Source organism: Actinoplanes sp. CA-051413, from assembly GCF_050955795.1.
GTDB lineage: Bacteria > Actinomycetota > Actinomycetes > Mycobacteriales > Micromonosporaceae > Actinoplanes.
The window spans coordinates 3,019,791-3,045,998 of record NZ_CP192100.1; the positions used below are offsets into that span (position 1 = coordinate 3,019,791).

Sequence of the window (26,208 nt, forward strand, 5' to 3'; positions counted from 1 at the left end):
CAGCCCTGTTGCAGTCAAGGTCAGCCCCGAGATGATCACGCAGAATCACCAAGTCGACCCGGACGGTGAAATTCAGCTAGGGTGCACGGAGCGCATAGATGACCATGTGACCTCTCGGGGGGAGTTGCATGCTGGAATTCAGCGTTCTGGGTCCGATGACGGTGCGGCAGGAAGGCCGGGTGCAACCGGTGCCGACCGTGATGCTGCGGCGGGTGCTCGCGTTGCTGCTGGCCCGGGCGGGCACGCCGACCTCGGTCGACCTGCTGATCGACGAGCTCTGGGCCGAGCGGCCACCGCGTTCCGCGCGGCGGACCCTGTCGGCCTACGTGTCCCGGCTGCGCAAGCTGCTCGGCGACCACGACCGCGTCGAGTCCTCACCCGGCTTCTACGCGATCTGTCCCCGCCCCGGCGAGCTCGACGTGGACACATTCCACCAGCTCACCGAGCAGGCGGCGCGGGCTCGTACGACGGGCGACCGGAGCGGTGCGGCGGCCGCCATGCGCGCGGCGCTCGCCCTGTGGCGGGGCCGCGCGTTCGACGGCCAGCGCGACACCGCCCTGGTCGAGCGCACCGCCGAGGGGCTGGAGCAGTCACGGCTGAGCACCTTCGAGGACTACATCGACTTCAAGCTGGACGCCGGTGCCACCGGCGACATCGTCAGCCAGCTCGACGCGATGATCGGTGAGCATCCGTACCGGGAAAGGCTGCGGGGGCAGCGCATGCTGGCGCTGTATCGCGGCGGTAACCGGGCTGACGCGCTGGAGACGTTTCGCCGTACCCATCACGTGCTGGTGCAGGACCTGGGCGTGGAGCCCGCGGTGAAGCTCCAGCAGCTGCACCAGCGGATGCTCGCCGGCGACCCGACCCTCGCCACGTCCTTCAGAACCGGGCGTCCCAGCTGACCTCGCGCGGGCCGTCGAATCGTCCCTCCGTCACCGAGATCAGCACCTCCGTGCGCACCGACGCCCCGCAGGCCGGGCAGGCGCCGGTCAGTGTGGCCGCGTAACCGTCCTCGAACTCGCGCACCCGGTCCTCGTCGCGATACCTCCACGCGGGTGGACCCTGCACCCGCGCCGATGTGTCGCAATCCGGGCACGGCACGTGCAGCACCGCGTCCGCCGGTTCGAGGCGCGGGCCGACGGCAGCCGATCCGTGCAGCCGGAGGACGACGGTGCGGCCCCGCTGAAAGCGCACGCGCAGCAGGTCGGGATCTTCGGTCAGCAGGCGACTCAGCGGTCTCGGCGGCAGCGGGTCCAGATCGGCGCGGATCTGCCGGGCCGTGAACAGGTGGGCCAGGCGCAGCACATCCGAGCCGAGGTCGACGGCCAGCGCGCGCCGCAGGTCGCCGTCGACGGCTGCGTGCAGCAGGTCGGCGACCGGCCCGGTGCCGAACCAGTCGTGCTCGATGATCCACTCCGCGGCGGTGTGGTCGTCCGGTGCCGCCAGCCACGCCGCCAGCCCCTCCGATTCCACGGCACTGTCCGAGTCCACGACGCGGTGCGCCCAACCCAGGACGGCGCGGAGAAGCCGCGCTTGCTGCACCGGGTCCAGGCCGTCCGCCGGATCTTCCAAGGGGTACGCGGACCGCTCCCACCGCGGCAGCCGGCCCAGAATGCCGAGCAGCTCGCCGTCCGTCGCGCTGCGCTCCAGACGCTGGAGTGGCTCCCACAGTTCGGGCGCGTATTCGAGCAGGTGGGGGAACTCGGCCAAGGCCGCCAGGTGCGCCTCGTCGTCGAAGACCAGGATCCGGGAGGCGACCGCCGCAACGACCCCGGGGCTGTCGATCAGGCGCAGGCGCCGGGCCGCCGTACGCCCCACCCAGCCGTCGTCGGCCAGATATCCCAGGAGCGCCCGGAACACGTCGTCGGTCAGTGGGCGGTCGACCAGCGCCTCGACGTACTGCTCCCGGACCTCGCGTACCGTCTCGACCCGCGCTGCGGCGACGAACGCCGGCGTGTCCCGCCACTGCAACTTGCGCACTGCGGCCAGCCGCACCTCCGCGCTCGCGTCGGTCAGCGCCCGGGGCGCGTCCTCCGGGTCGAACCGGGAACTTCCGCGCAGCGCCTCGAGCCGGACGATCGGCGAGGGGTCGGCGAGGAAGCGGCGGTTGAGCTCCACGGTACGGTCAAACGGAAGGACCGCCCGCAGCGCCCGCACCCGGAGCCGTTCCTCGCTGCTCATCTCCAGCTCGCGGCGCACCGGCTCGGCGTCGGGGCCGAGGAAGTACAGCAGCCGGCCGACCCGGTCGTCGTTCTCGGCCAGGTCGACGACAGCCCGGCGGACCCGTTGGTCGGCCGGCGCATGCCGGCGGAGGACGGCGGCCAGGGCTCCCGCCGCGGCGTCGCTCACGTTGTCCCAGCGCTCGGCCACACCACCGGCCGTCTGCACCTCGGCACCGTCGTGCAGCGCCATGTCGAGCAGCTTGCCGATGACCTCAGGTCCACCGTCCCGCGCGGCTCTCCCGACGGCCAGCAACCGGATCATGTCATCCGGGTCGTTCAGGTCTTCGGCGAGCGACACCCCCACGACGATAGGTCACGCCCCTTCACAGCTGCGGTATCGCCCGCAGGACGGTGCCGGTGGCGGTATCGATGACCACCAGGAGCCCGCCACCGCGGGCGTACCGCGGGTCGCTCAGCAGAACCTCCGCCACCGGCCCATCGACTGCCACCTCGGCGTCGCGCAAGGACGGGCGACGGAGCTCGGCCGCTTTCGCCCGCGCGATGGCGATGAGCTCAGCATCCGTCACCGGCTCAGCCTAGTTACCCGGTCAGCGCGGAGCATCGCCCGAGTAGCTGCGGAGGTACACCGCCTCGATGCCGCGGGCGGGGTCGGGCAGGAGGTTCGTCGCCGAGGACACGAAGGCGACGCGGTGGCCGTGCGCATCGATCGCCGGGTCGTGGCTGTCGCTGTCGGCCTGTCCGCCCGACGCCGGCAGACTCGCCCGGGTGTTGCGCCCGGTGCGCAGATCACGGACGAACACGTCGGCGAGCTCGTTGGTGTCGCCCGCCACGATGGTGGGGTCCGGCGACACGAAGGCGGCGTAGCGCCCGGTCGCGCTCAGTGCGGCCTGGCCGCTGCCCATGCTCAGCTGCTGACCGGTACGCGAAACGCTCACCCGACGGGTCGTGCCGAGCCGGCGGTCCCGCAGGAACACGTCCGGAACGTCGTTGACGTCCCCCGGGACCAGGTTCGATGCACTCGAGGTGAACAGGACGTACCGGCCGCCGGCACTGACCCCGCCGACGTTGCTCTCCCCGTTGGCCGGTACGCCGCTGCTCGACCTGCTGACCATCGTGGTCGTACGGGTCCGCAGGTCACGCAGGTGGATCTGCCATTGTCCGGTTGCGCCGTCGGTGGCGAGGTTCCCGGAATTCGAGGTGAAGGCCACGTACCGGCCGTCGGCGCTGACAGCCGCGTCGTAGCTCTCGGCGTCGCCGGGGTGGCCCTGGCTGGACACGCTGACCTGCTCGATGCGCGCTGTGCCGCGACGCCAGACGAAGACGTCGGACGTGTCGTTCGTGTCGCCGGGCAGAACAGCGTTGCGACTGCTGAACGCGATCACCCGGCCGTCGCGGCTGATCGACGGGCTGTCCGCGTACGGCGCGTAGGGCGCGCCTTCGCCGGCCGGCGGAATTCGTACCGTGCTGCCGGTCCGCCGGTCGTGCAGAAAGATGTTGCCCGTCGGGTTGGGATCGCCGGCGATGACGTTGGTGGCAAAGGACAAGAAGGCGATGTAGCGACCGTCGCCACTGATGGCGGGCTGGTAGCTCGCTCCGTCGAGTTGGGCGCCAGTTTCAGACAGGCTGACCCGGCTGATGACGCCCGTGCGGACGTCGCGGACGAACACGTCCCAGGCTCCGTTGGTGTCCCGGCGGACCAGGTCGGACGCGGCCGAGGTGAACGCCACGTAGCGGCCGTTCGCGGAGATGGCCGGCTCGTTGCTGAAGTTGTCGGGTGGTCCTCCGGCCGGAGTCGCGCTGACCCGGATCGTCGTCGCCCGGGGGATGGCTGACGCGGGTGTGCCCCAGGCGCCGGCGACGAGCGAAACGACTGCGGTGACGGCAGCAAAGGCACGAGAACCCATGGTCATATCCCTCTGTCCTAAGACGCGGCGACCTTCCCTTCGAGACTGTCCACCCTCGTGCCGTCGACCGGCACTAGCCGAAGGTCCAGCCGGCTCCCTGAAGCGGGCGACCGACGCCGAGAAAATCTATGTCCAGATCACTAGACAAGCTCGGTGAACCTGGCTAACGTAGTGCGGGTTGACAGCAGAGATCGCCGAAGACGCAGACGATCTGACCGAGCGTTAAGCAGGGCCCGGACGTTCTCGTGGCTCGCTCGGCATAGCGGTGAGTTCGTGTCACCGCCGCAGTGAGTAAGGCAAGGGCACGGCAAGACCCCGGCGTAAGTCCAGGTCGGGGCACATCAGGCGGGGCCGAGGCTGGTTCGGGGTTCCGCTTGGGAAGTCGTCCGTCGCACGTGTGCGGGGCCATGAAGTCGCGTGGGGCTTCGACACCGACGGACAGCACGACAGCAGTGGAAATTGGAAGCAGAGGAAAGGGAGGGCCGAACACCGTTGGATCGCCCGCCACCAGCCCGTCATTCAGCGCTGGGGTGGACACCGCAGTTTCCATCGAACGAGAGGTGGTCTCCGGTCACGCTTATGCGATCCTCGCACCCGAAACCGTCACTGGCGGTAGGTGTGGACACGACAAACCGACGTACCTGTCGGTAGATGGTGTTTTTGACCCGTAACCCTGGGCCCCGGCGCATTCGCGCCGGGGCCCTCGTCACTGCCCACCGCCTGCCGGAACATCGACAGAAGATCATGTGCTACGGTTACCGTGTTGCAGTTTTGATTTCCGTAGACGTTTTCCGGCGCCTGATGGGTTATCCAAACCCACCCGGGCGCTTTTCGTTTTTCGTGTCGTTTCGACGCGGGTGATCAACGCAGCGGCGCCAGAGTCCGCACAGTGCGGTCTCTACAGCCTGCGAAGGAGCAGACATGACTACAGGTACCGTGAAGTGGTTCAACGCCGACAAGGGCTTCGGCTTCATCACCCCGGACGGCGGCGGCGCTGACGTCTTCGCCCACTTCTCCGCCATCGCGACGAGCGGCTACCGCAGCCTCGACGAGAACCAGAAGGTCGAGTTCGACATCACCCAGGGCCAGAAGGGCCCGCAGGCGGAGAACATCCGCCCGCTCTGACCCTTGCTCTGCGAACGGCGGCCCGACTGGTTCAGCGGGCCGCCGTTCGGCGTTTCACCCTTCCGTCACAGCACCACGGCTTGATTGACTGTCAGGCCGCACGGATCGTAGGTGCACGGCGTTTTCCCCCCGAAGGTTGATGACTATGACGACGACGTATTCAGGCCCTGCGAGGCTGACCCTGGCTGACGGCGCGTGCATTTCCGGCATGGCGTCCCTCAGCACCAACCAGCGCGGAGGACTCGACGGATGGGGCGGCACGTTCCGTCCGGACGAGATCACCACAGACCTTCGCGATGCGGTCGAAGGGCTGCAACTGGAACTGCCCTACGACCGGGTGGGGCCAGTCGCCATCACCGGCATGCGCAAGCTGCTCGCCACGCAACTGTTGATTTCGCTGTCAGGTCGGGGACCGGCACCGTTCTGACAGCTCGGCGCACGGCGCGGCTCCATCGCTACGCCGACATGCCGGCGGTGCAGCGGTGCAGCGGTGCGGACCCTAACCCGACACGGCGGCGGACACCTCACTCGAGGCGTCGTTCGTGCCGGTTGGAAGGTTATGGGACGTGTCCGTCGGTGTGTCCGTTGCGGGAACGTGAATCGGACATCGCCCGTACGCTGAGCGGGACAGCGTCGATCAATCGCCCTCCGGGCATGGCGCGGCCATCGAGCCGAGGCACCTGGGGTCCGTGATGACGCAGGACTTGTCCGAAAAAGTCAATGACGTCGACGGCGTGGTGCGCCAAGCGCAGGCCGTGCTCGCGGTGGCGCTGCAGGCCTACATCGCCATCGGCATCGACGGCCGGGTGAAGGGTTGGAACCCGGCCGCCGAGAGGATCTTCGGTTACACCCCCGCCGAGGCCTGTGATCATGACATCGCCGAGCTGATCATCCCGGTCCAGTTCCGCGCGGCGCACCGAGCTGGCCTTGCTCGCCTGGCCGCCGGTGGACCCGGCCGGGTCCTCGGCCAGCAGCTGCAGCTGACCGCACTGCACCGCGACGGTCACGAGTTCCCCGTCGAGATGACCCTGACTGTCACCGAGGAACCACGCGGGCGCATGTTTCACGCCTTCGCCGACGACGTCACCAACGCACGCCGGGCCGCGCGGTTCACCGAGGTCAAAGCCGCCATCGCCCTCACGCTGGCCGCGGCGGACTCCAGTGCCGTCGCCGCGCATCGGGTGGTCGAGGCCCTCGGCGTGAAAATGGGCTGGCCGGTCGTGGAGCTGTGGCTGGTCGACGAGCACCGGCAGGTGCTGACCTGCGCTGCCCGCCACACCGAGCCCGGCCGGCGATTGGGCAGCTTCGCCCTCGACACGCTGGAACCCGGCATCGGGCTGCCAGGCCGGATCTGCGCCGACGGCGCCGCACGATGGATCCCCGACCTGTCCGCTGACGGTGCGTCCCTGCGCAGCGGCGCCGCCGCGCGTATCGGGTTGCACGTCGCCGTCGGCGTGCCGCTGTCCTTCGGCCGGCACACCCTCGGGGCGCTGTGTGTCTACGGCGACCAGGTGGAAGACCCTGAGGACATCCTGCTCGGACTGCTCGGCGGGCTCGCCGCGCAAGTCGGGCAGTACCTCGAGCGTCGTCGGGCCGAGGAACTCACCCTCGAACTGGCCCGGACCAAGGACGAGTTCCTGGCCATGGTGACCCACGAACTGCGCAACCCGCTTGCGGTGATCAGCAGCACCGTCGGGCTGTTCGACGAGGAACTCGACGACCTCACCACCGAACAACAACGTGAATACCTGCGCGTCATCGAGCGCAGCTCGCAGCGCCTGGCGGTGATGGCCGAGGACCTGCTCGATCTGGCCAGGCTCGAATCCGGGCACCTTGCCGTGGACGCGGTCGACACCGACCTGTGCGCCATCATCGGCGAGGCTGTGCAGGCCAACACCGCGCTGGCCGCCGGCAAACAGCTCAGCGTGATCGTGCAGCTGCCCGATCGGCTCGACCTGTACGCCGACCCCAACCGGCTCCGTCAGGTCGCCGACAACCTGCTCTCCAACGCCATCAAGTACACCCCGGACGGCGGCACCATCACCATCGCGGCCGGCTGCGATGACATCGGCCAGAACATCACCTGGACTGTCGCCGACACCGGTATCGGCGTCCCCCGAGGCGAACGGCCCCGGCTGTTCCGCCGCTTCTACCGCGCCTCCACAGCCCTGAACAAGCGCATCCCCGGCACCGGCCTCGGCCTGGTCATCACCCGCACCATCGTCGAACGCCACCACGGCACCATCACGCTGGCCGAGCGCACCGGTCCCGGCACCACCTTCGTGGTGCGGCTGCCCACCACGCCGGCCATCGCCTGACCGGTCGGTGCGCCGTTGCCGGCCACCTGGTGCTCGTCAGCTTCTCGTGGTCTCGCGTACCTGCTCGGCATCGTGGACCCGCCGCGCTGCGGTGCTATGTCGTGATCCCATGTCGACTCCCTGACCGGTACGTGGCGAGAGTGTCGGCGATGGCCTGCCCGATCGGGGTGGCGTGGACGTCGAGCTGGGTGGCGATCTTGCTGCTGTCGACGATGAAGGGCTCGTCGAACTGGTACTGCATCTCGATGAGTTCACGCACGGTCGGGTTGGCGAGGCCGACGATGCGCAGGAGCAAGGCCGGCATGGTGCGCAGCTTGGCGCGGGGTCGGCCGGCCTGCTGATAGATCATCTCGACGAGCTGGCGGGTGGTTCTGGTGTCGGGATCGTTGGGCAGGTGCCAGATCTGCCCGGGGGCGTCGGCATGCTCGCCGAGGACGGCGAGACCTTCACCGATGTCGGGGATGTAGGTGTAGGTGTGCGGCTGGTCGGCGTCACCGAGGACGGTGGCGGTCTTGCCGGCTGTCGCGGCGGGGAAGACGCGGTCGCCGAGGTTGGACTGGGCGCCGCCGTGCGGGCCGAAGTAGTCCGAGGCTCGACCGATGGCGACCCGGACGCGCCCGGCCCGGTGCGCGGCGAGGAGTTCGCCGGCCATCCGGGCCCGCAGCTGACCTTTGGTGGTGTGGGCGGCGTCGGGTCGGGCCTCGGTGAGTGGCCGGCCGTTGGGCCGGCCGTACATGTAGACGTTCTCCATGCTGACCAGGCGGGCGCCGGTGGCTTGGGCCGCGGCTAGCACGCCGGCCTGCAGTGGGGGCCACTGGGCCGTCCATTGGTGGTAGGGCGGGTTGAGGGTCTGGTAGAGCACAGCGGCGCCTTCAGCGACGGCGCAGGTGAAGGCGGAGTCACGCGCGTCGCCGCCGATCACCTCGACGTCGTCGGGTACGCGCGCCTGGCCGGAGCGGTTGACGAGCCGGACGGACTCGCCGCGCCGGCGCAGGGCGTCGTAGGTGGCCAGACCGATCGCGCCGGTGCCGAAGATGACGTGCCGCGCGGTGGTCACGCCGTCACCCCGACCGGAGTGCCGGCAGGGCGCGGGCCGGCGGCGGGGCGGTACGGCAGCAGGTCGTGCAGCAGCAGCCCGGACAGCGCGCACACGGTCAGGGCGCCGCTGAGACCCACGACGGTGAACTGTGCGCCGACGTCGACTCCGATGAGGGTGGTCGCCGCCCAGCCTAGAGCCCATACGACGGGCATGGCGGCAGCCCAGATCCACCGGGATCGGGTGCGGTGGGGCAGCGCGGCGGTCTGTGCGACGCCGAGCAGCAGACCGGTGATCGCACCCATCAGCATCAGGTCGGTGATCGAGGTGCGGTAGTCGACCGTGGCGGCTCCGACGAGCAGCCCGAGGCTCATCCCGATGGTGGTCGCCGGGATCCACCGGCGCGGGTCGAGACGCCGGCGGCTGAGCGCCGCTTGGGCGATACCGATGATCAACCCGACGATCGCGCCGCCGGTGAGTGCCGACAGGGCGTTGTCGACCCGACCGGCCACGGCGGTGCCCGCCAGGCCGGCGAGGGGGAACACCAATGTGGCAGCGGTCCAGATCAGCCAGGTGCGCAGGAACGACGGTGGTGATGTCGCGGAGTGGTTCATGGGTTCGGTAGCTGTCATCTCGGTCCGATCCGAAAACCGATCGTGCTGGACACTGTACAAATAACGTACGCTGTGAAGAGTGGCAGGAGGGATCATGGAAACATCGGCCCGACGGCGTTCTCGCGGTCCGCGGCGCGCGTTCACCGAGGACGAGATCCTCGACGCCGCGTTGACCCTGCTTGACGAAGGAGGGCCGAACGCCGCGACCCTGCGGGGCATCGCCGCCAAGTTGGACGTGTCGCCCAACGCGATGTACACGTATTTCCCCGACAAGGCCGCGGTGTTCAAGGCGCTGGTCGAGCGCCTGCTCGGTCAGGTCGACCACGGCGTCTTCGCCGACCGGGGCCAACCGTGGCGGCAACGGGTGCAATCGCTGGCTCTGGAGTTGCGCGCCCAGCTGACCGCTCATCCCGGCGCCGTCGGCCTCGTGATCGGCGGGCCGATGGACGGGCCGCAGGCTCGGACCCTCAACGAACGGCTCCTGGAACTGCTCGCCGACGCCGGGCTGACCACGTTCGACGCCGCTCGGGCGGCTCACCTGCTGCTCGTCTACGTGTTCGGCTCCATCGCCCTGGAGGTCGCCGACCATGGGCAGGCGGGACCCCTCCCGCCGGAAGGGGAAAGAACGAACAGCCGGCACCGCGCGGCTGCCGCCGCAGAGCCCGACCGGTTTCCCTGTTCCGCCGCCGCGGCGGAGGTCATGGCGGGCTACATGTCCACCCAGCAATACGTGTGGGGACTGCACCGCATGCTCGACGGCCTCACCGCGAGCGTGGACAGCACGGGGCACTGAGTTCGGCCACGCGCCGAAGGAGCACGACAGACACTCCACCACGTTGGAGAGGTACAAGATCATGACCGTAGCGTCCGCTTATCCGGTGCGCGTCGACGCGCACCTCGACCCCCACCTGTCCCGATGGCTGTGGCTCGTCAAATGGGTCCTGGTCATCCCGCACGTCATCGTGCTGTTCTTCCTGTGGATCGCCTTCACCGCGCTGTCCATCGTCGCGTTCTTCGCGATCCTGTTCACCACCCGGTATCCGCGACCGATCTTCGAGTTCAACGTCGGCGTCCTGCGCTGGACCTGGCGCGTCAACTACTACGCCTACAGCGCCCTCGGCACCGACCAGTACCCGCCCTTCACCCTCGCCGAGGTCCCCGGCAACCCCGCCCAGTTCCACGTGCCCTATCCCGAGCACCTGTCGCGCGGACTCGTCCTGGTGAAATGGTGGCTGCTCGCACTGCCGCACCTGCTGATCGTCGGCATCCTTGCCGGCGGTGGGGCCTCCCTGGCCGGCAACGCCGACACCCGCGACTACAGCTGGACCGCCGGCGGGCTCATCGGACTCCTGGTCCTCATCGCCGCCGTCACCCTGGCCTTCACCGGCCGCTACCCCCGCGGCCTCTACGATCTCATCCTCGGCCTGAACCGCTGGGTACTGCGGGTCGCCGCCTACACCTCCCTCATGACCGACGCTTACCCACCCTTCCGACTGGACTCCGGCGGCACAGACCCGGCGACCCCGGTCATCACACCGGCCCGGTAGCCGAGCCGACGACTCCGCTGTCCACCAAGGAGATCGACATGACCGCAACCGTTGTTCGCCCACCACCGAACACGGCGGTTCCGATGACCTCGCTGAGGAGAACCGCGATGGTCGCGGGCGCGTTCTACCTGCTCAGCTTTGTGTCCGTACCCATCCTCTGGCTGTACGATCCGATTCTCGAGGCGAGCTACATCGTCGGCCCCCACCCCGGCACCGGTGTCATCTGGGGCGGTGTCCTGGAAATGATCGTCGCGCTCGCCGGCATCGGCACCGCGGTCACGCTGTACCCGGTGGTCAAGAAGCAGAACCAGAGTCTCGCGCTGGGCTTCGTCGGGACGCGGGTCCTGGAAGGTGCCACCATCATCTCCGGCGTCGTCATCGTGATGACGATCGTGACTCTGGGGCAGGCCGGCGCCGGATCGGACGCACTGGCCACCGGTAACGCGCTGGTCGCGATGCACAGCTGGACGTTCCTGCTCGGGCAGGGTTTCCTTCCCGCCGTCAACGCGCTTTTGATCGGCTCCCTGCTGTACCAGTCCCGTCTAGTGCCGCGGATTCTTCCGCTGGTCGGCCTCATCGGAGCACCGCTGCTCGTCACGTCGGCCGTCGCCACGATGTTCGGCTTCTGGGATCAGGTGTCCACGCCGTCAGCGCTGCTGACTCTCCCGATCGGCCTGTGGGAGTTCTCGCTGGGCGTCTACCTGGTTGTCAAGGGTTTCAAACCCTCGCCCATCACCACTGTCACGGCTCCTCTCGACACGCCTCCCGAACGTCAGGTCGTCCCGGCCTGACCGTCGCCAACAACGCATTTCCCGAACGCCAATGCAGCGAATCGAGTCCATGGTGACCACCACGCCGCTCCCCGTGCCCACTGCTCCACCTGGAAATGGGTCAGGTACTCCGTTGCCCTCAGCCCCGAAACCGCGGGGGCACATCGGATGGATCGTGTTCGGGTCCTTGGCCACCGGACTCATCGCCGTGTTGCTCCTGGTCGCCGCCCCGTTCGTACCGGCCGAGGAAGCCGCCGTCACCGGCGCGGTCCTGTGCGGATTCGCGTTCGGGTGGACGACGTTGGCCGTACTGTCGGCGCGGCTGACCGACCAGCCTCAAATTTGGGCCGCCGTTCCGGCAGCGTTCATGGGGCTCGGCGGTCTGCTCCTGCTGGTGTTCGGCTCCTCCGTGGACCGGGTACTCAGCTGGGTGTGGCCGGCCGCCGTACTGGTGCTCGTGGTCTGGATGGTGGTGCAGGCCCGCCGGCACCTTCGGAGCCGCAGCCGGCGCTGGCTGCTCTATCCGGTGATCGGGATGCTGACTGTGGCCGCGGTGGGCGGCGCGTACGAGACGGTCAGCGCAGCCACCGATACCCCGCCGGCCATGCTCGGACAGTCGATCGACGTCGGCGGGCACTCCCTCTACCTGCACTGCACCGGCACGGGCAGTCCCACGGTCGTGCTGCAACCCGGGCTCGGTGCGATGTCCTCGGACATGGGCTGGATCGCGCCCCGGGTCGCCGTCGACAGCCGCGTCTGCGTCTACGACCGCCCGGGTCGCGGGGGCAGCGATGCCGTCAGCACCCCCGAGGACGCCTCCCGGATCGCCGGCGACCTCCACACCCTGCTGCAACGCGGGAACGTCCCCGGCCCCTACGTGCTGGTGGGCCATTCCTTCGGCGGGCTGTACGTGCTCACCTACGCGGCCCGCTACCCGGATGAGGTGGCCGGGATGGTCCTCGTGGACACCACGGCACCGCGCGACACAACGGCCGCCTCAGGGTCCGCCGACCCGAACCGCTACTACCCCATGGGGCGGGCTGCCACGCTGCTCTCCACCTCGGCTCGACTCGGCCTGACTCGGCTGTTCGCGCCGGCCGAAGGCGGTACTCTGCCGCCGCAGTCAGAAGACGAAGCACAGGCCACCCTCGTCACGGGCAGCAACCTGCGCAGCTTCGTCGACGAGTTCGCCCAAGCCAACGCCTCCGCGGTCGAAGCCGGAGCTTTCACCGACTTCGGCGCCAAGCCGTTGGTGGTGCTCACCGCCGGAACCGGAAGTGACGCCGACCTCGTCGCCGGCCATGTGCGCCTGGCCGCCATGTCGACCAACAGCGCGCACCGAGTCATCAAGGGTGCGAGCCATCAAGAACTCCTCGCAGACGAGAAGGACTCCGCCGCGACCAGTCAGGGGGCCCTCGACGTGGTCGCAGCGATCCGGCACGCGACGCCGCTGGCCCAGTAGTCAGGCTGGTGGTCGTTCAAGCAGTCACGACCTCGCGCCGCCGGCGTTGTTCGGCCCGTTGCAAGCTGTCCGAGAACTGGGTGGTGTCGAACCAGGTGGGGAAGGCCTTGGCCAGGCGGCTCGGTCCGAGGAACCGGGCGTGTCCGTTGGCGACCATGTCGCGGAAGGGCACGATTCCGACGAGCCAGCGGTGCATCTGTGCGGTGTCGGCCTCGAGGGCGAGATCGACGGGCAGGCCTTGGTCGTCCTTGCAGACCGTGATGCCCGGGCGCTGGATGTCCAGCCAGCCTTGGGCTCCGCCGGCCCCGGTGAGGACGAGGTGCACCACGGTGCGGATCTCAGGAAGCTTGGCGGGGATGGCGGCTTGGTGCGTACGCCAGATCAGCGTCAGGCCATCGCATTCCTCGGCGGTCGGATCTCCGAACATCCATTCAGCGGCCCAGGCGCCCATTGCCCACACTATGGGGGTCAGCGCCTGACCGGCCGCGGTCAAGGCATAGACGCCCGACAGGCCGGCTCGGCTCGCTTCATGTGTCAGCAGGCCCCGTCGCTGAAGCTCGCGCAGCCGCTGCGCGAGCAGGGTGCGACTCATCCGGGGAATCCCACGATGGATCTCGTTGAAGCCGCCGGCACCGACCATCACCTCGCGAATGATCAACGGGGTCCAGCGGTCTCCCAGCACCTCGACGCTGGCCGCGATCGGGCAGTACTCCCGGCGATTCATCTGGCCATCGTGCTCGCTTTCGGCGCCACCCGGTAGTACGGATCCTGTACCGCCCAGGCCCTGCCGGGCAGCGTGCCGGCAGGGCAATCGGTCCGGTTCGTCTCCTTCGCCCGGCGATCGGAGGGGGCCTGGGGCGGTACGACATCGTCACTGGTGGCCCCGGTCGCAGGACCCCCATCCTCGGTGACAGGCATTCAGCCAGGTCCGTCGTGGACCTGGGCCGAGGAGCGGAGACACAAATGACTGCGACGGACATCCAGCCGATCGATCAAGGAAGACTCGAGGCATTCGTCGGGCAGGCGGTCCTCGACATGGGCGCGGCCATCTCGGGGCTGCTACTGCACATCGGCGATCGGCTGGGCCTCTACAAGGCGATGGCCGGGGCCGGGCCGATCACGTCGGCCACGCTGGCCGACCGGACCGGCTCCGCGGAGCGGTACGTCCGGGAGTGGCTCGGCAACCAGGCCGCCGGCGGCTACGTCGTCTACCACCCGGGGGACGACACGTACGAGCTGCCTCCGGAGCAGGCCATGGTGGTCGCGAACGAGGACAGTCCGGTTTTCCTCGGCGGTGCGTTCGAGACCATCGCCTCCTGTTACGCCGACCACGACGTGTTCATGAACGCGTTCCGCACCGGCGCCGGAGTCGGCTGGCACGAGCACGACGACCGGCTGTTCTCCGGGGTGCTGCGGTTCTTCCGTCCCGGCTATGCCGCCCACCTGGTCGAGCAGTGGCTGCCGACCCTGGACGGAGTGGTGGACAAGCTGCGTTCGGGGGCGAGCGTCGCCGACGTCGGGTGCGGGCTCGGCGCGTCGACGATCATCATGGCGCAGGCGTTCGAACGCTCGTCGTTCGTGGGCTTCGACATCCACCAGCCGTCGATCGATGCCGCTCGCAAGGCGGCGGACCGGCTCGGCGTGAGCCGGCGGGTGCGGTTCGACATCGCGCCGGCCAAGGAACTGCCGGGCCAGGGGTACGACCTGGTGTGCCTGTTCGACACCCTGCACGACATGGGCGACCCGGTGGGGGGCGCGCGCCGCATCCGGCAGGCCCTGGCCCCGGACGGCACGCTGCTGCTGGTCGAGCCGGCGGCCGGCGACGCGGTCGAGGACAACCTGAACCCGGTCGGGCGGGCCTACTACGGCCTGTCCACGGTCATCTGTACCCCCGGTTCGCTGGCTCAGGACGTCGGGCTGGGCCTGGGAGCGCAGGCCGGTGAACGGCGGTTGACGGCGGTGCTGCACGAGGCCGGCTTCACCCAGGTGCGCCGGGCGACCGAAACCCCGTTCAACATCATTCTCGAAGCCAGGCCATAGGCCTTCGCAAACCTGGAGATGACCATGAACGTCGAAACGACTGTCACGGAAAGCGTTGTCCGCAACCACCTGCAGGCATTCCTGGACCAGAAGTCGGTTGCCGCGATCGTGAGTGACTACGACGAGGACGCGCATTTCTACAGTGAAGCCATGATCTATCGCGGGAAACCGGAGATCCACGGCTTCTTCGAGAACTTCATCGCGGCTCTGCCGGCACGGGCCATTGAGCGGTTCGCGCTCAGAAGCCTGCAAGTCGACGGAAACGTCGCCTATATCACCTGGTGCATAGGCGGCGATATCCCCCTGGGTACCGACACCTTCGTCGTAGCCAACGGCAAGATCGTTTCTCAGACATTCGCAATGTATGCGGCGCCGGCTCAATAGCTTCAGTCGACGGCGTGGTCGCGGTGGGGGACGCCTGGGCGAGCGTGCGCATCGAAACGCCGACGCCCGCACGCCTTCACCGGGCACCGCGAGCGCCATACTGGAACAGGTCCGCTGAGACGAGTCGCGAAGCGCCGCGGCGTGAACACGAAAGCCGGGGTCACCTGTGGAGAACATGCCATTCGACTCATTCGAGGCTCTGGCGCGGACCGCGGACGCCATCGCGGAGACGGCCGAGGCCAGCGCTGAGGTCCACGACCAGGCGGTCGGATTTTTACCTGGAGCGGCGGAACATGCTGAACGCGACCGTCGTTTCGCTGCCGCTGAACGCGCCGCTGCACATGCTTACCGCAACCACGAAGTGCCGCCGGACGACGTCCGTCAGGTCATCCGCGAGGCCCGTCCCTGAAGTGTCATGCGAGGCGTATCGCGTGGCGGTTTGTGTGGCCGGCTCGGTGGTTGTCACGCAGCGTCGCCCAGACCAGCTTGCCGTCACGGGTCGGCATGGCGCCCCACGCGGTGGCTGCCGCATCGACGATGCGCAGTCCCTGACCCGCCGCGTAACGGCGCTCTCCGGCGGCGACGGGTTCCGGGTCGCGCAGGACCGGCAGCCGGGGATCTCCGTCGCGGACCGACAGGCGCAGGCCGGTGGCGCGACGGTATACGGCGACCTCCATCGGTGTGCGGGCGTGTTCTGCGGCGTTGCACGCCAGTTCCGAGATGACGGCTCGGGCGAGGTACAGCAGTTCGCGCATGTCCCAGGCGTCGCAGGCTCTACCGACGAGGTCGCGTGCGGCGCTGGCTGACAAGGGCTCCGGCGGGAGCATGCTCAGTTGCATCCGGTCGGTCAGGACGGCGTGGGAGGCGACCGCCGTACGCGCTTGTTCTGGGGTGGCGGCCGTGGCGAGGAAGCGCGATGCCCCGAGACGAGCCAGTTTGCCGGCCAGGGGTGTTGCCGGGGGTACGCACAGCACCAACTGCACCGGGGGCTCCATGGCGCCGGCTGCGCGGTTGGCGGCCAGCCACATCGTCGCGCTGGCGGCCCAGAAGTCGTCCATCTGTCGCACGTCGATGATCAGCGTCGCGGGATGCCCGGCGATGCACTTGCGGATACTGGTGTAGGTGTTGCTGCCGAGGCGCTGATTCCACCGGCCGCGGACGGTTATCTCGACGGTGTCGGTGTCTATGTCGCTGATGACGTTCACGTCCGGGTCGACCGGATCAAGGCTGCCGAACAGGTACGGAGGGCGTGCCTCCATGATGATCCTTCTCCCCGACGCGGCCGGCATCTGCCCAACCTGCCCGCAGTATTGACGGTACGACTGATCGTGGTCAATGAACGCGTGCAGTCGAGGCGAACAACCACTCGATCGATACCGCTTGTCGAGCGGGAGCCGGCCGAGTCACCCGCACGGCGGCGCCCGCCGGAGAGATGGCGCAGGACTTCGCCGCAGCGGATACTGAAGCTGCGCGTGCCAACTGGGCGTTTCAGACGAGGGAGGTCCGCGTGGAGAAGCCTGAAGTTGACGTTCCGGGTGGCGTCGGAGAGCGGACCGCGGCCCAGACACCGGGTGCCGGGGACTCGAGGGAAGCCCTGGCTGAACAGCGCGAAGCCGAGCTTGATGCTCGTGAGGTCCGCGCCGATCTCCGCGAAGCGGAGCTGGCCGGCCGCATGGAACGGGCGACCCGGATCCTCGCCGAAGCCGCCGAACGGGACGATCAGGCAGACGCGCGTGACGTTGCCGCCACGACCCGCGACACGGCCGCCGGCCTTCGGTCCTTCCTGCATGACGGCGAGCATGAATACGGTCCTGCGCTGAAGGCACGACGCTTCGCCGCCATAGACCGCACGGATGCCGAGACCGACCGACATTCGGCCGCGACAGACCGCCTTGAACTCACTGAGGACAACTCCACGCCGCCCGACGGCGACAACGCCTGACCTGAGGACAGCGGACCCTGGATCGCGATGGACCGGCCGCCGGGTGACCCCCCGCCGAAAACCGTGAAGACACCGGGGGAGTGCCGGACAGGCCGTTCGGCACTGACGTCTGCCGCCGGCGCGGCGTTCTAATGAGGCGAGAAGCGGTCCCGCGTACGCGGACGTCGTGCCACCCGCGCCAGCCGCGCTGTCACCCCGGAGGTAGGCATGAGCGACCAGACACGATGCGTCTCCTCCCTCGTTGCGTCGATGGCCGTCGTCGCGGCGGCCGTCATGGTGCGGAGGCGGCAGTTGCGCTGGGGCGCGACCGCCGCCGAGACCACCGACCTCCTACCCGGCGACGAACTGATCTCTGACCCGGACCTGGCGGCCACCCGGGCGATCACGATCAACGCCGGCGCCGACGACGTGTGGCCCTGGATCGTCCAGCTCGGCCAGGGACGCGGTGGCTTCTACAGCTACGACGCCCTGGAGAATCTCGTCGGCGGTCACATCCACAGCGCGCTCCAGATCAATCCCGACTGGCAGCACCTCGACGTCGGCGACGCCGTCCGGCTCGCACCCGAGATGGCCCTGAACGTCGCCGTCGCCAAACCACCCCGGACGCTGGTCCTGCGGGGCGGGGCGCTGCCCGGGACAACCATCGCGCCGTACGACTTCACGTGGACCTTCCACCTGTCACCGGTCTCGGCGACCACGACCAGACTCATCGTGCGAGAACGGTACGCGTACACCCGGTGGTGGGCGCTGTTGATGGTGGAGCCCTTGACAGCCATCAGTTTCCTGATGAGCCGGCGCATGCTGCACGGCATCCGCGACCGCGCCGAGCAGTCCGACCACAATTCGGAGCCGAAGTCATGAGGATCCTGATCAGCACCGCGAGCAGGCACGGTTCCACCATCGGGGTTGCGGGCCGCATCGCCGGTACGCTCCGGGCCGGGCTGCCCGCCGACGTCGTCGTGGATGAGCTTCCCGCTGCCGAGGTCGGTGACCCGGCGCCGTACGACGTCGTGGTCCTGGGCAGCGCCGTCTACCTGGGGCGGTGGCTCGACGACGCCCGGAAGCTCGCAGGACAGATCGCGGCGCAGCCACCGCGGCCGGTATGGCTGTTCTCCGTCGGCCCGGTCGGTGATCCGCCCAAGCCGGATGAGGACCCGGCCGAGATCGGCGACATCATCCGGGCCACCCAGGCTCGCGGCCATCGTCTGTTCGCCGGGCGCCTGGACCGGCACCAGCTCAGTTTCGGCGAGAAAGTCGTCGTCATGGCCCTGCGGGTGGCCGACGGCGACTTCCGAGACCTCGACGCCGTCGACGCCTGGGCTGCACAGATCGCCGCCGAGCTCAGCAAGGCGGGAAGCGGGACAACGTGAGGCGCCCGCGGGCAACGATCGAGCGGACCACTCCCGGCGACCTGATGCAACTGGCCTCCGATTTTCCTGGCTCACCGATGCAGGTCGCGGCGGTACTGATGTTCGGCCCCGGGTCGGCGCTGGACCTGGCAGCGGTCCGAGGTGTGCTCGATCGACGCCTGCACGCGGTGCCGCGGCTACGGCAGCGCCTGGTCCGAGCTCCGTTCGGGGCAGGACGACCGATCTGGGTCGACGACCCCGACTTCGACATCCGCGCCCACGTCAACAGCGTGGACTGCCCGGCACCGTACGATCGGTCCGCGATGTTCGGCGTCATCGCCGGCACCATGTCGCGCCGACTCGTCAGGAACCGGCCCCTGTGGTCGGCCACGTTGATCACCTCACTGTCCGATGGTGGGGCTGCTCTGGTCGTGACACTGCACCACGTCCTCGCTGACGGCATCGGCGGCCTGGCCGTCCTCGCCTGCCTCGTAGACGGTGCGCCCGCCACGCCGGACACCGTCTTCCCGCGCCCGCCGCCCCGCCGGCGTGCTGTGTTCCTCGACGCAACGGCCACTCGTTGCCGGGCACTGAGCCACCTGCCGGCGAAGGCCCGGCACCTGCGCTCAGCCATGGCCGCACTCACCACGGGAGGCGTCGCCGGCCCGCCGCCGTCCTCTCTGAACCAGCCGATCGGATCGCACCGCGGTGTCGCCGATGTGCGCGTTGACCTGGCATCGGTGCAGCGGACGGCGCACGCACACAGCGCGACGGTCAACGACGTGGTCCTCACCGCGGTGACCGGCGCCCTGCACGGGTTGCTGTGTCAGCGTGGTGAAACCGTCGACCGTTTTGTCATCTCCGTACCTGTCGCAGGTCGGCGATCAGCCAGTGCCGGGCACCTCGGCAACGAGGTGGGCGTCATGACGGTGCCGGTCACCGTGACCGGCGACCTGCACCAGCGGCTCGCGGCGATCGCCCGCACCACGCGCCGGCGTCGGCCGGCCACTCCGAACGCGTCAGCCGCACTGCTCGGACCGGTGTTTCGCACCCTCGCGTGGCTCGGCGTCCTCCGTTGGTTCGTCAACCGTCAGCACTTGGTGTCGACGATGGTCACCAACATCCGCGGCTCCGACGCCGGCCTGTTCCTGCTCGGCGCTCAGATCCTCGAGATCATCCCGGTGACACCGATCACCGGGAACGTCACGGTCGCGTTCGCGGTGCTGTCGTACGCGGGCACGCTGACGGTCACGGTCACGGCGGATCCGCGGTGCTGCCCGGATCTACCAGCTCTGGTGGCCCGCCTGCAGGACGAGCTGGACTTGATCGCCACCGACCAGCCGCCGGAGCCCGTCCCGGAGGCGTCAATTCGCGTCTTATGTGCTGCGGAGCAACCCACGGCCGGCCGGCTGCCTTAGGAGCCACTGCATCCTCTGTCGACCGCACCAGGGGTATGCTCACGGGCCTGGGGCCAACCTTCTTCGAGTTGGCCGAGCCAGCGTCAAGCAGCGGCGCGGGTCCAGGGCTCTCCCGCCCGAGTGCCCTACAGCGGATCCGCGCACGCCCACGCCCATCAGGGGTCGCGGTGATGTGCCCATCGCAAGGACACGCCGCTCATGACGCACATCCCGCACTTGGCACCCGTCGACGCCTTCGCGCAGCTCGGCCGGATCAAGCTCAGCGAAACCGATCTCAACGGCGTTTTCCAGCAGGTGGCCGACCTCGCCAGACGCACCGTTCCCGGGGCCGACGAGGTATCCGTCACCCTGGTGCAGAACAAGGACGCACACACGCCCGCCTTCACCGGTGATCTCGCCCTCGCGCTCGACGAGTCGCAGTACGACCTCGGCCTCGGCCCCTGCCTCGAAGCGGCGTTCTCCACCAGCACCCAGCACATCGCCGACATGACCACCGACAAGCGGTGGCCGGACTGGACCACCCAGGCCCGCGAAGCCGGAGTGCACAGTTCCCTGTCGATCGGATTGCCCGTGCAGGATGCCGTCACCGGGGCGCTCAACGTCTACGCCACCAAGCCGCACGCCTTCGACGAGGACGCACTTGCCGTCGCGACGACATTCGCGAGCTATGCCGAGGTGGCCATGGCCAACGCCTACGTCTACAACGCCCAGACGACCCTCGCTCAGCACATGGAAATCGCGATGCGCAGCCGCGCCGTCATCGAGCAGGCCAAGGGCATCATCATGCGCGACCGGCGGTGCAGCGCCGACGAGGCCTTCACCGTCCTGACCAAGCTGTCGCAACGCAGCAACCGCAAACTCCGCGACGTCGCCGTGGCGCTCATCGCACGCTCCACTGCCCCCAAGCGCTGAGTGGGCATACGTTCAGCCACGACGCCGGCGGCCAGACCTCTCCGACGCCGGGACCCTCGCCGGTTCCTTCCTGCAGGCAGCCGGCGTACGGTTGAACTGTCGCTCGAGCCCCCGGTGGCTGCCGCTTCGCCGCTCGGCGAAGGCGGCCCGCATCTCCGACCGATCAGGCCGATGCGCCCCGCGCCGGCTGGTCTGCACCGTCTCGAAGCACCGACATCCGGCCGCGCGCCGGGGTCAGGAAAGCCGTCATGTCAGTCGTCTGGACCGCCGTCATCATCGCCCTCGTCGTGTTGTTTCTGCTGTTCCTCGCCGTCAAGGTCGTCAAGCAGTACGAACAAGGGGTTCTGTTCCGCCTCGGCCGGGTCATCGGCACCCGGCAGGCCGGCCTCACCTTCATCATCCCGTTCGTCGACGTGCTGAACCGGGTGAGCCTGCGGATCGTCACCATGCCGATCCAGTCGCAGGGCATCATCACCCGCGACAACGTCAGCGTGGACGTCTCCGCGGTCGCCTACTTCCGGGTGGTCGACCCGGTGAAGTCGGTCGTCGCGATCGAGAACGTCGGCGCGGCGATCAACCAGATCGCCCAGACCACCCTGCGTAAGGTCGTCGGTCAGCACACCCTGGACGAGACCCTGTCGGAGACCGACCGGATCAACATCGACATCAAGACGATCCTGGACGTCGCCACCGAGGACTGGGGCGTCGAAGTCACCCTGGTCGAGCTCAAGGACATCCAGCTGCCGGACAGCATGAAACGGGCGATGGCGCGGCAGGCCGAGGCCGAGCGGGAGAAGCGAGCGAAGATCATCGCCGCTGAGGGTGAGGCGCTCGCCGCGGACGCCCTGGGCACCGCCGCCGACATCATGATGGCCCACCCGTTGGCGCTGCAGCTGCGTAACCTGCAGAGCCTGGTCGAGCTGGGCGTCGACAAGAACACCACCGTGGTCTTCCCGGCGCCGCTGATGAGCACCATCGGCGAGCTCGGCTCGTTCCTGGCCCGGGAGAACGCCGCCGCGACGGCCGGCCCGCCCGCACCGGTGGTGCCGCTGACACCGGCCGCGCTGCCGATCCAGCCGCCGGCGGCCAACGGCAAGCCGCTGGCGAGCTCCTCCTAGAGCCCGCCGCGATCCCACCCCCGTCCCGGGGGACGCAGGGCGGATGGCCGTCGACAGCCGGAGGAATCAATGAACGACGACCTCGATCGTGACGACCGACCGGAACTGCACATACCCTCCATCGACGAAGACCGGGCCCGGCAGGGAGAATGCGCCCGGGTGCACCTGCCCAGCGGAAATATCTGCACGCTGGAACGGCACCATGCGAGCTCCTGCCGATTCGTGATCGTCGACGATGCGCCACCGTCGCCGCCGCTCACACCGTGACCGCCGAGCAGGCATTCACTGAGCCGTCCTGACCTACGCCTGTATACGTTCCGTGCCGTCGACGAGAGCCTGCGCGAGGTCGGACAGGCGCTGGTTGCGGTTGCGGGCGGTGCTCCTCAGGATGGTGAAGGCCTGCTCGACGTCGATCTGGAGGCGCTCGGCGAGCAGACCCTTCGCCTGCTCGATGAGCACCCGGCTGTTGAGGGCGGCCTGCAGCTGTTCGGTCAGCACGTCGCGGGCGCGGATGGCACGCTGCTGCAGCAGGCCCACGGTGGCGATGTCGGCCAACGCCTGCCCGATCCGCAGGTTCTCCCGATCCAGAGCCCCCGGCTCGGTCCCGAACAGGTTCAGCGCGCCGACGACATCGGAGCGCAGCCTCATGGGTAGCGCGTGCACCGCCGCGAAACCCACTTCGGACGCGGCCGCGGTGAAACGGGGCCACCGTCCCGCGGTGGGCAGGTTGTCGACCGACACGGCCGCCGCGGTGTGGAAGCACTCGACGCAGGGTCCTTCGTCGGTCTGCAACTCGAACAGTTCCAGGAGCCGGGTGCGTTCCGATGACGCGGCCACCACGCGCAACTTGCCGGCCCCGTCGGTGACCATGAGCCCTGCCGCGGTGACCCCGAGGAGCTGGACGCATCGTTCGGTCAGGGTGTGCAGGAATTCGAGGACGTCGAAGTCGTCGACGAGGGTGTCGGCCATCTCGATGAAAACGTCCGACAGCAGGGGCTGGGCCATGTCACTCACCTTCGTCATGCACCGTTGTGGCCACCGCGGTCGGTGACGGTTGTGGTGTCGTGCGGGAACCGCAAGCGGCGTGCGACCACATCGGTGGCGACGTCGCGCAGGCGTTGATCGTGGGCGTACGCATAGGCGCGGAGCCGTACGAGGGCGACGGCCGCGCTGACCCCGATCTGGGCGACCATCATCCCGGTGGCCTGGTGCACCTCGGGATGCTGCAGGCCGGCTTCCTCGGGACGACGACCGTTTCCCGCGACGGTGCCCGCGTCGAGCAGGAGCGCGCAGGCGGTGTCCGTGAGCATCATGACGTCCGCGAACCGCTGCTGGGAGAGGGCTCCGGGCACGCCCCGGTAGAGATCAAGCACACCGAGGTGGATGCCGCCGACCTGCAGAGGCAGGGCGAACACGGCTCGTACACCGAGGGCCACCGCCGCCGGTGCGAAGATCGGCCAGCGGGCCCGGCTGGAAGGGGCGTCAAGATCCGCCGCCAGTGCCGGCCCATCGACGAGAGCCTCGACGCCCGGCCCTTCGCCGAGGGTCGTGGCCAGCTCTTCGATCGCCTCGGCGACCTGATCGCTGGCGTGGACGACCTCGCGGGGGGAGGCGGCGAGCGTCACGGCGACCGCGGTCGCGTCCACCCCGGCGACCGTGATGACGACGGCTCCGACGTGGCCCACGGTGACGGAGGATCCTCGGGCCTGCTCGACGACGAGGTCCCACAACTGGATTCTGCGGTCAGCACTCACCATCGGGGCCGCCGAGCGGACTGGTCGCCATCAAGGATGCTCCTCGGAGCCCGTGTGTCGGATGTGGCATCGGTTGAGCCACCGGGTCCAGGGCGACACCTCGACCCTACGCCGTCGACCCGCACCGTCAAACCGGGAAGACGCGCGCATGACGAAAGGCGCCGCCGCGGTGATACGCCGGCGCCGGTCACCCGTACGGTGACCGTCAATTCGCTCCGGGTGAGGTAGCGTCTTCCCGTCGGGACTGTTTGTTCGTTCCGGCATCGCTGCTCCGGCCCTCGGCAGCTCCTCAGTCCTGTCCAGGTGTCTAGGAGCCGCTGTGGCCGCATTGAGTTGCTGCGTCGTGCGACCGGTCGGCCGCGCCTTTCGCGGAGGCGGTTCGTGGTGACCGCTGTCGACCGGCGGGCGCAGGCCCGGCCGTTGGAGTCCCCGTACCTCATCAACGTCGTCACCGATCGTCACGGCGTGGGGGCGACCATCACGACCGACGCGGGCATCCAGGTGATCGAGCTGGCGGTGCACGGCCGGTGGTCGCCTCAGCTGAGCGACCGGGTGTCCGCCGCGCTACCCCTGTGCCTGGCCGGGCCGTCCCCCTCGATCATCGTCGACCTGCGGGATCTGGAGGACACCTACGGGGCGAGTCTGCCGTTCTGGCTGGCGCTGTGGCGGGAGGCCAGGCTCGCGGACACGCCGATGCACATGACGTTCTGCTTGCCGGAGACGACTGCGTTGAGCCGGCGCCTGCGGAGTCTCGAAGGGCCGCAACCACGCGTCTTCGGCACTGTGCGCGAGGCGCGGATAGGGATCAGCGCCCGGATTTCGCGGGCCGACCGTCGCCAGGTCCGCTTGGAGCCTCGTCCGGCATCCGTCGCAGCCGCGCGTAGCCTCGTCGCGCAGGCTTGTCGGCTCCAGAACCTGCCGGGAGTGCTCCAGGACGCCTGTCTGATCGTGTCCGAGCTGGCCGCCAATGCCGTGGAACATGCCGGCACCGATTTCATCGTCACCGTGTCACACAGCGGCACCCGACTGCACGTGGCGGTTCATGACCGCGTCACCGTGTTTCCCCGCCCGGGCGAACTCGAGCTCGTCGGCCCGCGGGGCGAACTCGAGGAACGAGGCCGGGGCCTGCCGCTGGTGCACAGAGTCTCCACCGCGTGGGGCGTCGTGCCGACGCGTCACGGCAAGGTGGTGTGGGCGACGGTGATGTGAGGGGTTACGCCGTGGGGGAGTGACCGTTCTCGGTCAGCGGTATCTCCATCATCAGTTCGACCCGTGTGCCGTGCATCGATGAGATCAGCCGGACTGCTGTGCACACCGAGAAGGCCAGCCAGAGTCCGCGCCCGTCCACGGCTGCGGCATCCGGCCGCGGCGCGTGGTGGCGATCGACCCGGTCGGGCAGGCCCGGTCCTTCGTCACTGATGAGGCAGGTGACACTGCGGCCGACCAGGCTCAGGCGCACAGTTCCGCTGCCGCCACCGTGCTCGATGGCATTGCCGAGCATCTCGCCGACAGCCAGCGTCAGGTCACACGTACGCTCGTGGGACATATCGGTCCGGGACAGCCAGCCGGCCACCGCCCGCCGCACCGAGGTGAGGGCGGCAAGGTCAAAACCTGAGTGGTACGAAGCCAGCGGCGCAGGTTGCGTCCTCACTCGTCGTCCGACGTTGTCGCACAGTGCTGATGACGCATGGGACCTCCTGAACGTACCTGACGGTGCGCCACCGGGGTCCAGAGCGGCCGAGCTGTGTGGAACAGGCTCGATACCCGAAGACTACGCCGAGACCGGCACCACCGCCCGGCGTGCGGACCCGGGCGTACGGTGAGCGTTCGCGGCGATCGTGAAGAGGGCTTACGGTGTCCTCATGGATGCCGCTGGAGACACTGCTTGTGCCCGGTGCGGTGGCCCGGTGGTCGTCGCCGATGAGTCGAGCCATCCGTGCGGCGTCTGTGTACAGCATGGCCGGTGCACAGCTTGCGGTGTGCGGCTGTGGCGCCTGCTGGACGGGCTGCGCGTGCCGGTGACCGGCTCGCGGGGCCGATGGACGGCCGCGGCCGTGGGTGTCGGGCATGCGGTCTCCCGTTTGTCCCTCCGTGCGGACCGTGCGACACCTCCCGGCGTCCGCCCAGGTCAGCGTGTGGATCGCCGCCGGCCGTGACCGGTTCATCGATCACCTGAGGCAGGCCACGCGGTCGAAGTAGCGGACAACAATCCCGGGCTCGTCGTCCAGGGCGCCGGGCAACGGTTCGCCAGAGCGGGGAAGTGACAACCCGCGCCGGGAGACGCGCGGCCGCGTCGATTGCGCGTAGGGTCGGCCATGGATCGGTGACGGGC

Annotated in this window: 29 protein-coding genes; 19 read left to right on the plus strand and 10 right to left on the minus strand. The window is 68.9% G+C overall.

Features of this window, described 5'->3' with window-relative positions; translation table 11 throughout:
* The first annotated feature begins 128 nt into the window (after positions 1-128).
* The gene (locus ACQP2Y_RS14310) at positions 129-902 is read left to right on the plus strand and encodes an AfsR/SARP family transcriptional regulator (RefSeq protein ID WP_433728191.1); all 774 of its coding nucleotides are present in this window, start codon (positions 129-131) and stop codon (positions 900-902) included.
* Here the strand turns inward: ACQP2Y_RS14310 and ACQP2Y_RS14315 are convergent.
* Genes ACQP2Y_RS14315 through ACQP2Y_RS14325 form a run of 3 tightly spaced genes read right to left on the minus strand, consistent with a single transcriptional unit; the run spans position 880 to position 4,087 of the window.
* Complete coding sequence (locus ACQP2Y_RS14315; protein ID WP_433728193.1) at positions 880-2,520, minus strand: hypothetical protein; 1,641 nt, start codon at positions 2,518-2,520, stop codon at positions 880-882. The two genes, ACQP2Y_RS14310 and ACQP2Y_RS14315, sit on opposite strands and share 23 nt — an antisense overlap.
* Positions 2,521-2,545: 25 nt before the next feature.
* The gene (locus ACQP2Y_RS14320; RefSeq protein WP_433728195.1) at positions 2,546-2,749 is read right to left on the minus strand and encodes a hypothetical protein; all 204 of its coding nucleotides are present in this window, start codon (positions 2,747-2,749) and stop codon (positions 2,546-2,548) included.
* A gap of 21 nt (positions 2,750-2,770) precedes the next feature.
* Positions 2,771-4,087, minus strand: coding sequence for a hypothetical protein (locus tag ACQP2Y_RS14325; protein ID WP_433728197.1), 1,317 nt, complete (start codon positions 4,085-4,087; stop codon positions 2,771-2,773).
* A gap of 921 nt (positions 4,088-5,008) precedes the next feature.
* Here ACQP2Y_RS14325 and ACQP2Y_RS14330 point away from each other — a divergent pair.
* From ACQP2Y_RS14330 to ACQP2Y_RS14340, 3 genes are all read left to right on the plus strand, one after another.
* A complete protein-coding gene (locus ACQP2Y_RS14330; protein ID WP_433728199.1) occupies positions 5,009-5,212 on the plus strand; it encodes a cold-shock protein in 204 nt (67 codons plus the stop codon).
* Between the two features lie 145 nt (positions 5,213-5,357).
* Positions 5,358-5,639 carry a hypothetical protein gene (locus ACQP2Y_RS14335; protein WP_433728201.1) on the plus strand — a complete coding sequence of 94 codons (282 nt, stop codon included), beginning with the start codon at positions 5,358-5,360 and terminating at the stop codon, positions 5,637-5,639.
* A 265-nt stretch (positions 5,640-5,904) separates the two neighbouring features.
* Positions 5,905-7,530 carry an ATP-binding protein gene (locus ACQP2Y_RS14340; RefSeq protein ID WP_433728203.1) on the plus strand — a complete coding sequence of 542 codons (1,626 nt, stop codon included), beginning with the start codon at positions 5,905-5,907 and terminating at the stop codon, positions 7,528-7,530.
* Between the two features lie 94 nt (positions 7,531-7,624).
* On the opposite strand, the gene ACQP2Y_RS14345 is transcribed toward ACQP2Y_RS14340, so the two are convergent.
* Together ACQP2Y_RS14345 and ACQP2Y_RS14350 are read right to left on the minus strand one after the other, a co-directional pair.
* Positions 7,625-8,587, minus strand: coding sequence for an NAD-dependent epimerase/dehydratase family protein (locus tag ACQP2Y_RS14345; RefSeq protein WP_433728205.1), 963 nt, complete (start codon positions 8,585-8,587; stop codon positions 7,625-7,627).
* Positions 8,584-9,198, minus strand: a complete 615-nt coding sequence (locus ACQP2Y_RS14350; protein ID WP_433728207.1) for a hypothetical protein — start codon at positions 9,196-9,198, stop codon at positions 8,584-8,586. The genes ACQP2Y_RS14345 and ACQP2Y_RS14350 overlap by 4 nt, the downstream gene beginning before the upstream one ends.
* Positions 9,199-9,274: 76 nt before the next feature.
* On the opposite strand from ACQP2Y_RS14350, the gene ACQP2Y_RS14355 reads away from it, so the two are divergent.
* The 4 genes from ACQP2Y_RS14355 (at position 9,275) to ACQP2Y_RS14370 (ending at position 12,959) form a co-directional block, all read left to right on the plus strand.
* Positions 9,275-9,973, plus strand: a complete 699-nt coding sequence (locus ACQP2Y_RS14355; protein WP_433728209.1) for a TetR/AcrR family transcriptional regulator — start codon at positions 9,275-9,277, stop codon at positions 9,971-9,973.
* Between the two features lie 61 nt (positions 9,974-10,034).
* Positions 10,035-10,727, plus strand: coding sequence for a DUF4389 domain-containing protein (locus ACQP2Y_RS14360; RefSeq protein WP_433728211.1), 693 nt, complete (start codon positions 10,035-10,037; stop codon positions 10,725-10,727).
* 38 nt (positions 10,728-10,765) lie between these two features.
* Complete coding sequence (locus tag ACQP2Y_RS14365) at positions 10,766-11,518, plus strand: DUF4386 domain-containing protein (protein WP_433728213.1); 753 nt, start codon at positions 10,766-10,768, stop codon at positions 11,516-11,518.
* 154 nt (positions 11,519-11,672) lie between these two features.
* Positions 11,673-12,959: an alpha/beta hydrolase gene (locus ACQP2Y_RS14370; protein ID WP_433728215.1), complete on the plus strand. Its 1,287-nt coding sequence runs from the start codon at positions 11,673-11,675 to the stop codon at positions 12,957-12,959.
* Between the two features lie 16 nt (positions 12,960-12,975).
* Here the strand turns inward: ACQP2Y_RS14370 and ACQP2Y_RS14375 are convergent, their stop codons facing one another.
* The gene (locus ACQP2Y_RS14375; RefSeq protein WP_433728217.1) at positions 12,976-13,683 is read right to left on the minus strand and encodes a winged helix-turn-helix transcriptional regulator; all 708 of its coding nucleotides are present in this window, start codon (positions 13,681-13,683) and stop codon (positions 12,976-12,978) included.
* A 239-nt stretch (positions 13,684-13,922) separates the two neighbouring features.
* Here ACQP2Y_RS14375 and ACQP2Y_RS14380 point away from each other — a divergent pair, with 239 nt between their 5' ends.
* From ACQP2Y_RS14380 to ACQP2Y_RS14390, 3 genes are all read left to right on the plus strand, one after another.
* Positions 13,923-14,999, plus strand: coding sequence for a class I SAM-dependent methyltransferase (locus ACQP2Y_RS14380; RefSeq protein WP_433728219.1), 1,077 nt, complete (start codon positions 13,923-13,925; stop codon positions 14,997-14,999).
* A gap of 24 nt (positions 15,000-15,023) precedes the next feature.
* On the plus strand, positions 15,024-15,383 hold the full coding sequence (locus tag ACQP2Y_RS14385) for a nuclear transport factor 2 family protein (RefSeq protein ID WP_433728221.1): 360 nt from the start codon (positions 15,024-15,026) through the stop codon (positions 15,381-15,383).
* Between the two features lie 166 nt (positions 15,384-15,549).
* Positions 15,550-15,792, plus strand: a complete 243-nt coding sequence (locus ACQP2Y_RS14390) for a hypothetical protein (protein WP_433728223.1) — start codon at positions 15,550-15,552, stop codon at positions 15,790-15,792.
* A gap of 4 nt (positions 15,793-15,796) precedes the next feature.
* Here the strand turns inward: ACQP2Y_RS14390 and ACQP2Y_RS14395 are convergent, their stop codons facing one another.
* Positions 15,797-16,672, minus strand: a complete 876-nt coding sequence (locus tag ACQP2Y_RS14395) for an ATP-binding protein (protein WP_433728225.1) — start codon at positions 16,670-16,672, stop codon at positions 15,797-15,799.
* 218 nt (positions 16,673-16,890) lie between these two features.
* Here ACQP2Y_RS14395 and ACQP2Y_RS14400 point away from each other — a divergent pair, with 218 nt between their 5' ends.
* From ACQP2Y_RS14400 to ACQP2Y_RS14430, 7 genes are all read left to right on the plus strand, one after another.
* Positions 16,891-17,325, plus strand: coding sequence for a hypothetical protein (locus ACQP2Y_RS14400; RefSeq protein WP_433728227.1), 435 nt, complete (start codon positions 16,891-16,893; stop codon positions 17,323-17,325).
* Positions 17,326-17,532: 207 nt separating this feature from the next.
* A complete protein-coding gene (locus ACQP2Y_RS14405; protein ID WP_433728229.1) occupies positions 17,533-18,186 on the plus strand; it encodes an SRPBCC family protein in 654 nt (217 codons plus the stop codon).
* A complete protein-coding gene (locus ACQP2Y_RS14410) occupies positions 18,183-18,695 on the plus strand; it encodes a flavodoxin domain-containing protein (RefSeq protein WP_433728231.1) in 513 nt (170 codons plus the stop codon). Before ACQP2Y_RS14405 ends, ACQP2Y_RS14410 begins: the two co-directional genes overlap by 4 nt.
* Entirely contained in the window at positions 18,692-20,092 is a 1,401-nt protein-coding gene (locus ACQP2Y_RS14415) for a wax ester/triacylglycerol synthase domain-containing protein (protein WP_433728233.1), read from the plus strand. Before ACQP2Y_RS14410 ends, ACQP2Y_RS14415 begins: the two co-directional genes overlap by 4 nt.
* A gap of 198 nt (positions 20,093-20,290) precedes the next feature.
* The gene (locus tag ACQP2Y_RS14420) at positions 20,291-21,004 is read left to right on the plus strand and encodes an ANTAR domain-containing response regulator (protein WP_433728235.1); all 714 of its coding nucleotides are present in this window, start codon (positions 20,291-20,293) and stop codon (positions 21,002-21,004) included.
* 248 nt (positions 21,005-21,252) lie between these two features.
* A complete protein-coding gene (locus ACQP2Y_RS14425) occupies positions 21,253-22,122 on the plus strand; it encodes a slipin family protein (protein WP_433728237.1) in 870 nt (289 codons plus the stop codon).
* Positions 22,123-22,191: 69 nt separating this feature from the next.
* Complete coding sequence (locus tag ACQP2Y_RS14430; RefSeq protein ID WP_433728239.1) at positions 22,192-22,389, plus strand: hypothetical protein; 198 nt, start codon at positions 22,192-22,194, stop codon at positions 22,387-22,389.
* A gap of 33 nt (positions 22,390-22,422) precedes the next feature.
* On the opposite strand, the gene ACQP2Y_RS14435 is transcribed toward ACQP2Y_RS14430, so the two are convergent.
* Both ACQP2Y_RS14435 and ACQP2Y_RS14440 read right to left on the minus strand, forming a co-directional pair.
* Positions 22,423-23,127: an ANTAR domain-containing protein gene (locus ACQP2Y_RS14435; RefSeq protein WP_433728241.1), complete on the minus strand. Its 705-nt coding sequence runs from the start codon at positions 23,125-23,127 to the stop codon at positions 22,423-22,425.
* A gap of 14 nt (positions 23,128-23,141) precedes the next feature.
* Positions 23,142-23,879, minus strand: a complete 738-nt coding sequence (locus tag ACQP2Y_RS14440; RefSeq protein ID WP_433728243.1) for an ANTAR domain-containing protein — start codon at positions 23,877-23,879, stop codon at positions 23,142-23,144.
* Between the two features lie 381 nt (positions 23,880-24,260).
* Here ACQP2Y_RS14440 and ACQP2Y_RS14445 point away from each other — a divergent pair, with 381 nt between their 5' ends.
* Positions 24,261-25,085 (plus strand): ATP-binding protein, encoded by an 825-nt coding sequence (locus ACQP2Y_RS14445; RefSeq protein WP_433728245.1) that lies wholly within the window; start codon positions 24,261-24,263, stop codon positions 25,083-25,085.
* 4 nt (positions 25,086-25,089) lie between these two features.
* Here the strand turns inward: ACQP2Y_RS14445 and ACQP2Y_RS14450 are convergent, their stop codons facing one another.
* A complete protein-coding gene (locus ACQP2Y_RS14450; protein WP_433728247.1) occupies positions 25,090-25,449 on the minus strand; it encodes an ATP-binding protein in 360 nt (119 codons plus the stop codon).
* Positions 25,450-26,208 lie beyond the last annotated feature (759 nt).

Coding starts and splice junctions, on each gene's coding strand:
- ACQP2Y_RS14355 (WP_433728209.1), top strand. CDS start 9,275: ATGGAAACATCGGCCCGACGGCGTTCTCGCGGTCCGCGGCGCGCGTTC.
- ACQP2Y_RS14375 (WP_433728217.1), bottom strand. CDS start 13,683: ATGAATCGCCGGGAGTACTGCCCGATCGCGGCCAGCGTCGAGGTGCTG.
- ACQP2Y_RS14385 (WP_433728221.1), top strand. CDS start 15,024: ATGAACGTCGAAACGACTGTCACGGAAAGCGTTGTCCGCAACCACCTG.
- ACQP2Y_RS14435 (WP_433728241.1), bottom strand. CDS start 23,127: ATGGCCCAGCCCCTGCTGTCGGACGTTTTCATCGAGATGGCCGACACC.
- ACQP2Y_RS14405 (WP_433728229.1), top strand. CDS start 17,533: ATGAGCGACCAGACACGATGCGTCTCCTCCCTCGTTGCGTCGATGGCC.
- ACQP2Y_RS14430 (WP_433728239.1), top strand. CDS start 22,192: ATGAACGACGACCTCGATCGTGACGACCGACCGGAACTGCACATACCC.
- ACQP2Y_RS14330 (WP_433728199.1), top strand. CDS start 5,009: ATGACTACAGGTACCGTGAAGTGGTTCAACGCCGACAAGGGCTTCGGC.
- ACQP2Y_RS14325 (WP_433728197.1), bottom strand. CDS start 4,087: ATGGGTTCTCGTGCCTTTGCTGCCGTCACCGCAGTCGTTTCGCTCGTC.
- ACQP2Y_RS14440 (WP_433728243.1), bottom strand. CDS start 23,879: ATGGTGAGTGCTGACCGCAGAATCCAGTTGTGGGACCTCGTCGTCGAG.
- ACQP2Y_RS14395 (WP_433728225.1), bottom strand. CDS start 16,672: ATGCCGGCCGCGTCGGGGAGAAGGATCATCATGGAGGCACGCCCTCCG.
- ACQP2Y_RS14420 (WP_433728235.1), top strand. CDS start 20,291: ATGACGCACATCCCGCACTTGGCACCCGTCGACGCCTTCGCGCAGCTC.
- ACQP2Y_RS14340 (WP_433728203.1), top strand. CDS start 5,905: ATGACGCAGGACTTGTCCGAAAAAGTCAATGACGTCGACGGCGTGGTG.
- ACQP2Y_RS14360 (WP_433728211.1), top strand. CDS start 10,035: ATGACCGTAGCGTCCGCTTATCCGGTGCGCGTCGACGCGCACCTCGAC.
- ACQP2Y_RS14350 (WP_433728207.1), bottom strand. CDS start 9,198: ATGACAGCTACCGAACCCATGAACCACTCCGCGACATCACCACCGTCG.
- ACQP2Y_RS14310 (WP_433728191.1), top strand. CDS start 129: ATGCTGGAATTCAGCGTTCTGGGTCCGATGACGGTGCGGCAGGAAGGC.
- ACQP2Y_RS14365 (WP_433728213.1), top strand. CDS start 10,766: ATGACCGCAACCGTTGTTCGCCCACCACCGAACACGGCGGTTCCGATG.
- ACQP2Y_RS14380 (WP_433728219.1), top strand. CDS start 13,923: ATGACTGCGACGGACATCCAGCCGATCGATCAAGGAAGACTCGAGGCA.
- ACQP2Y_RS14425 (WP_433728237.1), top strand. CDS start 21,253: ATGTCAGTCGTCTGGACCGCCGTCATCATCGCCCTCGTCGTGTTGTTT.
- ACQP2Y_RS14410 (WP_433728231.1), top strand. CDS start 18,183: ATGAGGATCCTGATCAGCACCGCGAGCAGGCACGGTTCCACCATCGGG.
- ACQP2Y_RS14335 (WP_433728201.1), top strand. CDS start 5,358: ATGACGACGACGTATTCAGGCCCTGCGAGGCTGACCCTGGCTGACGGC.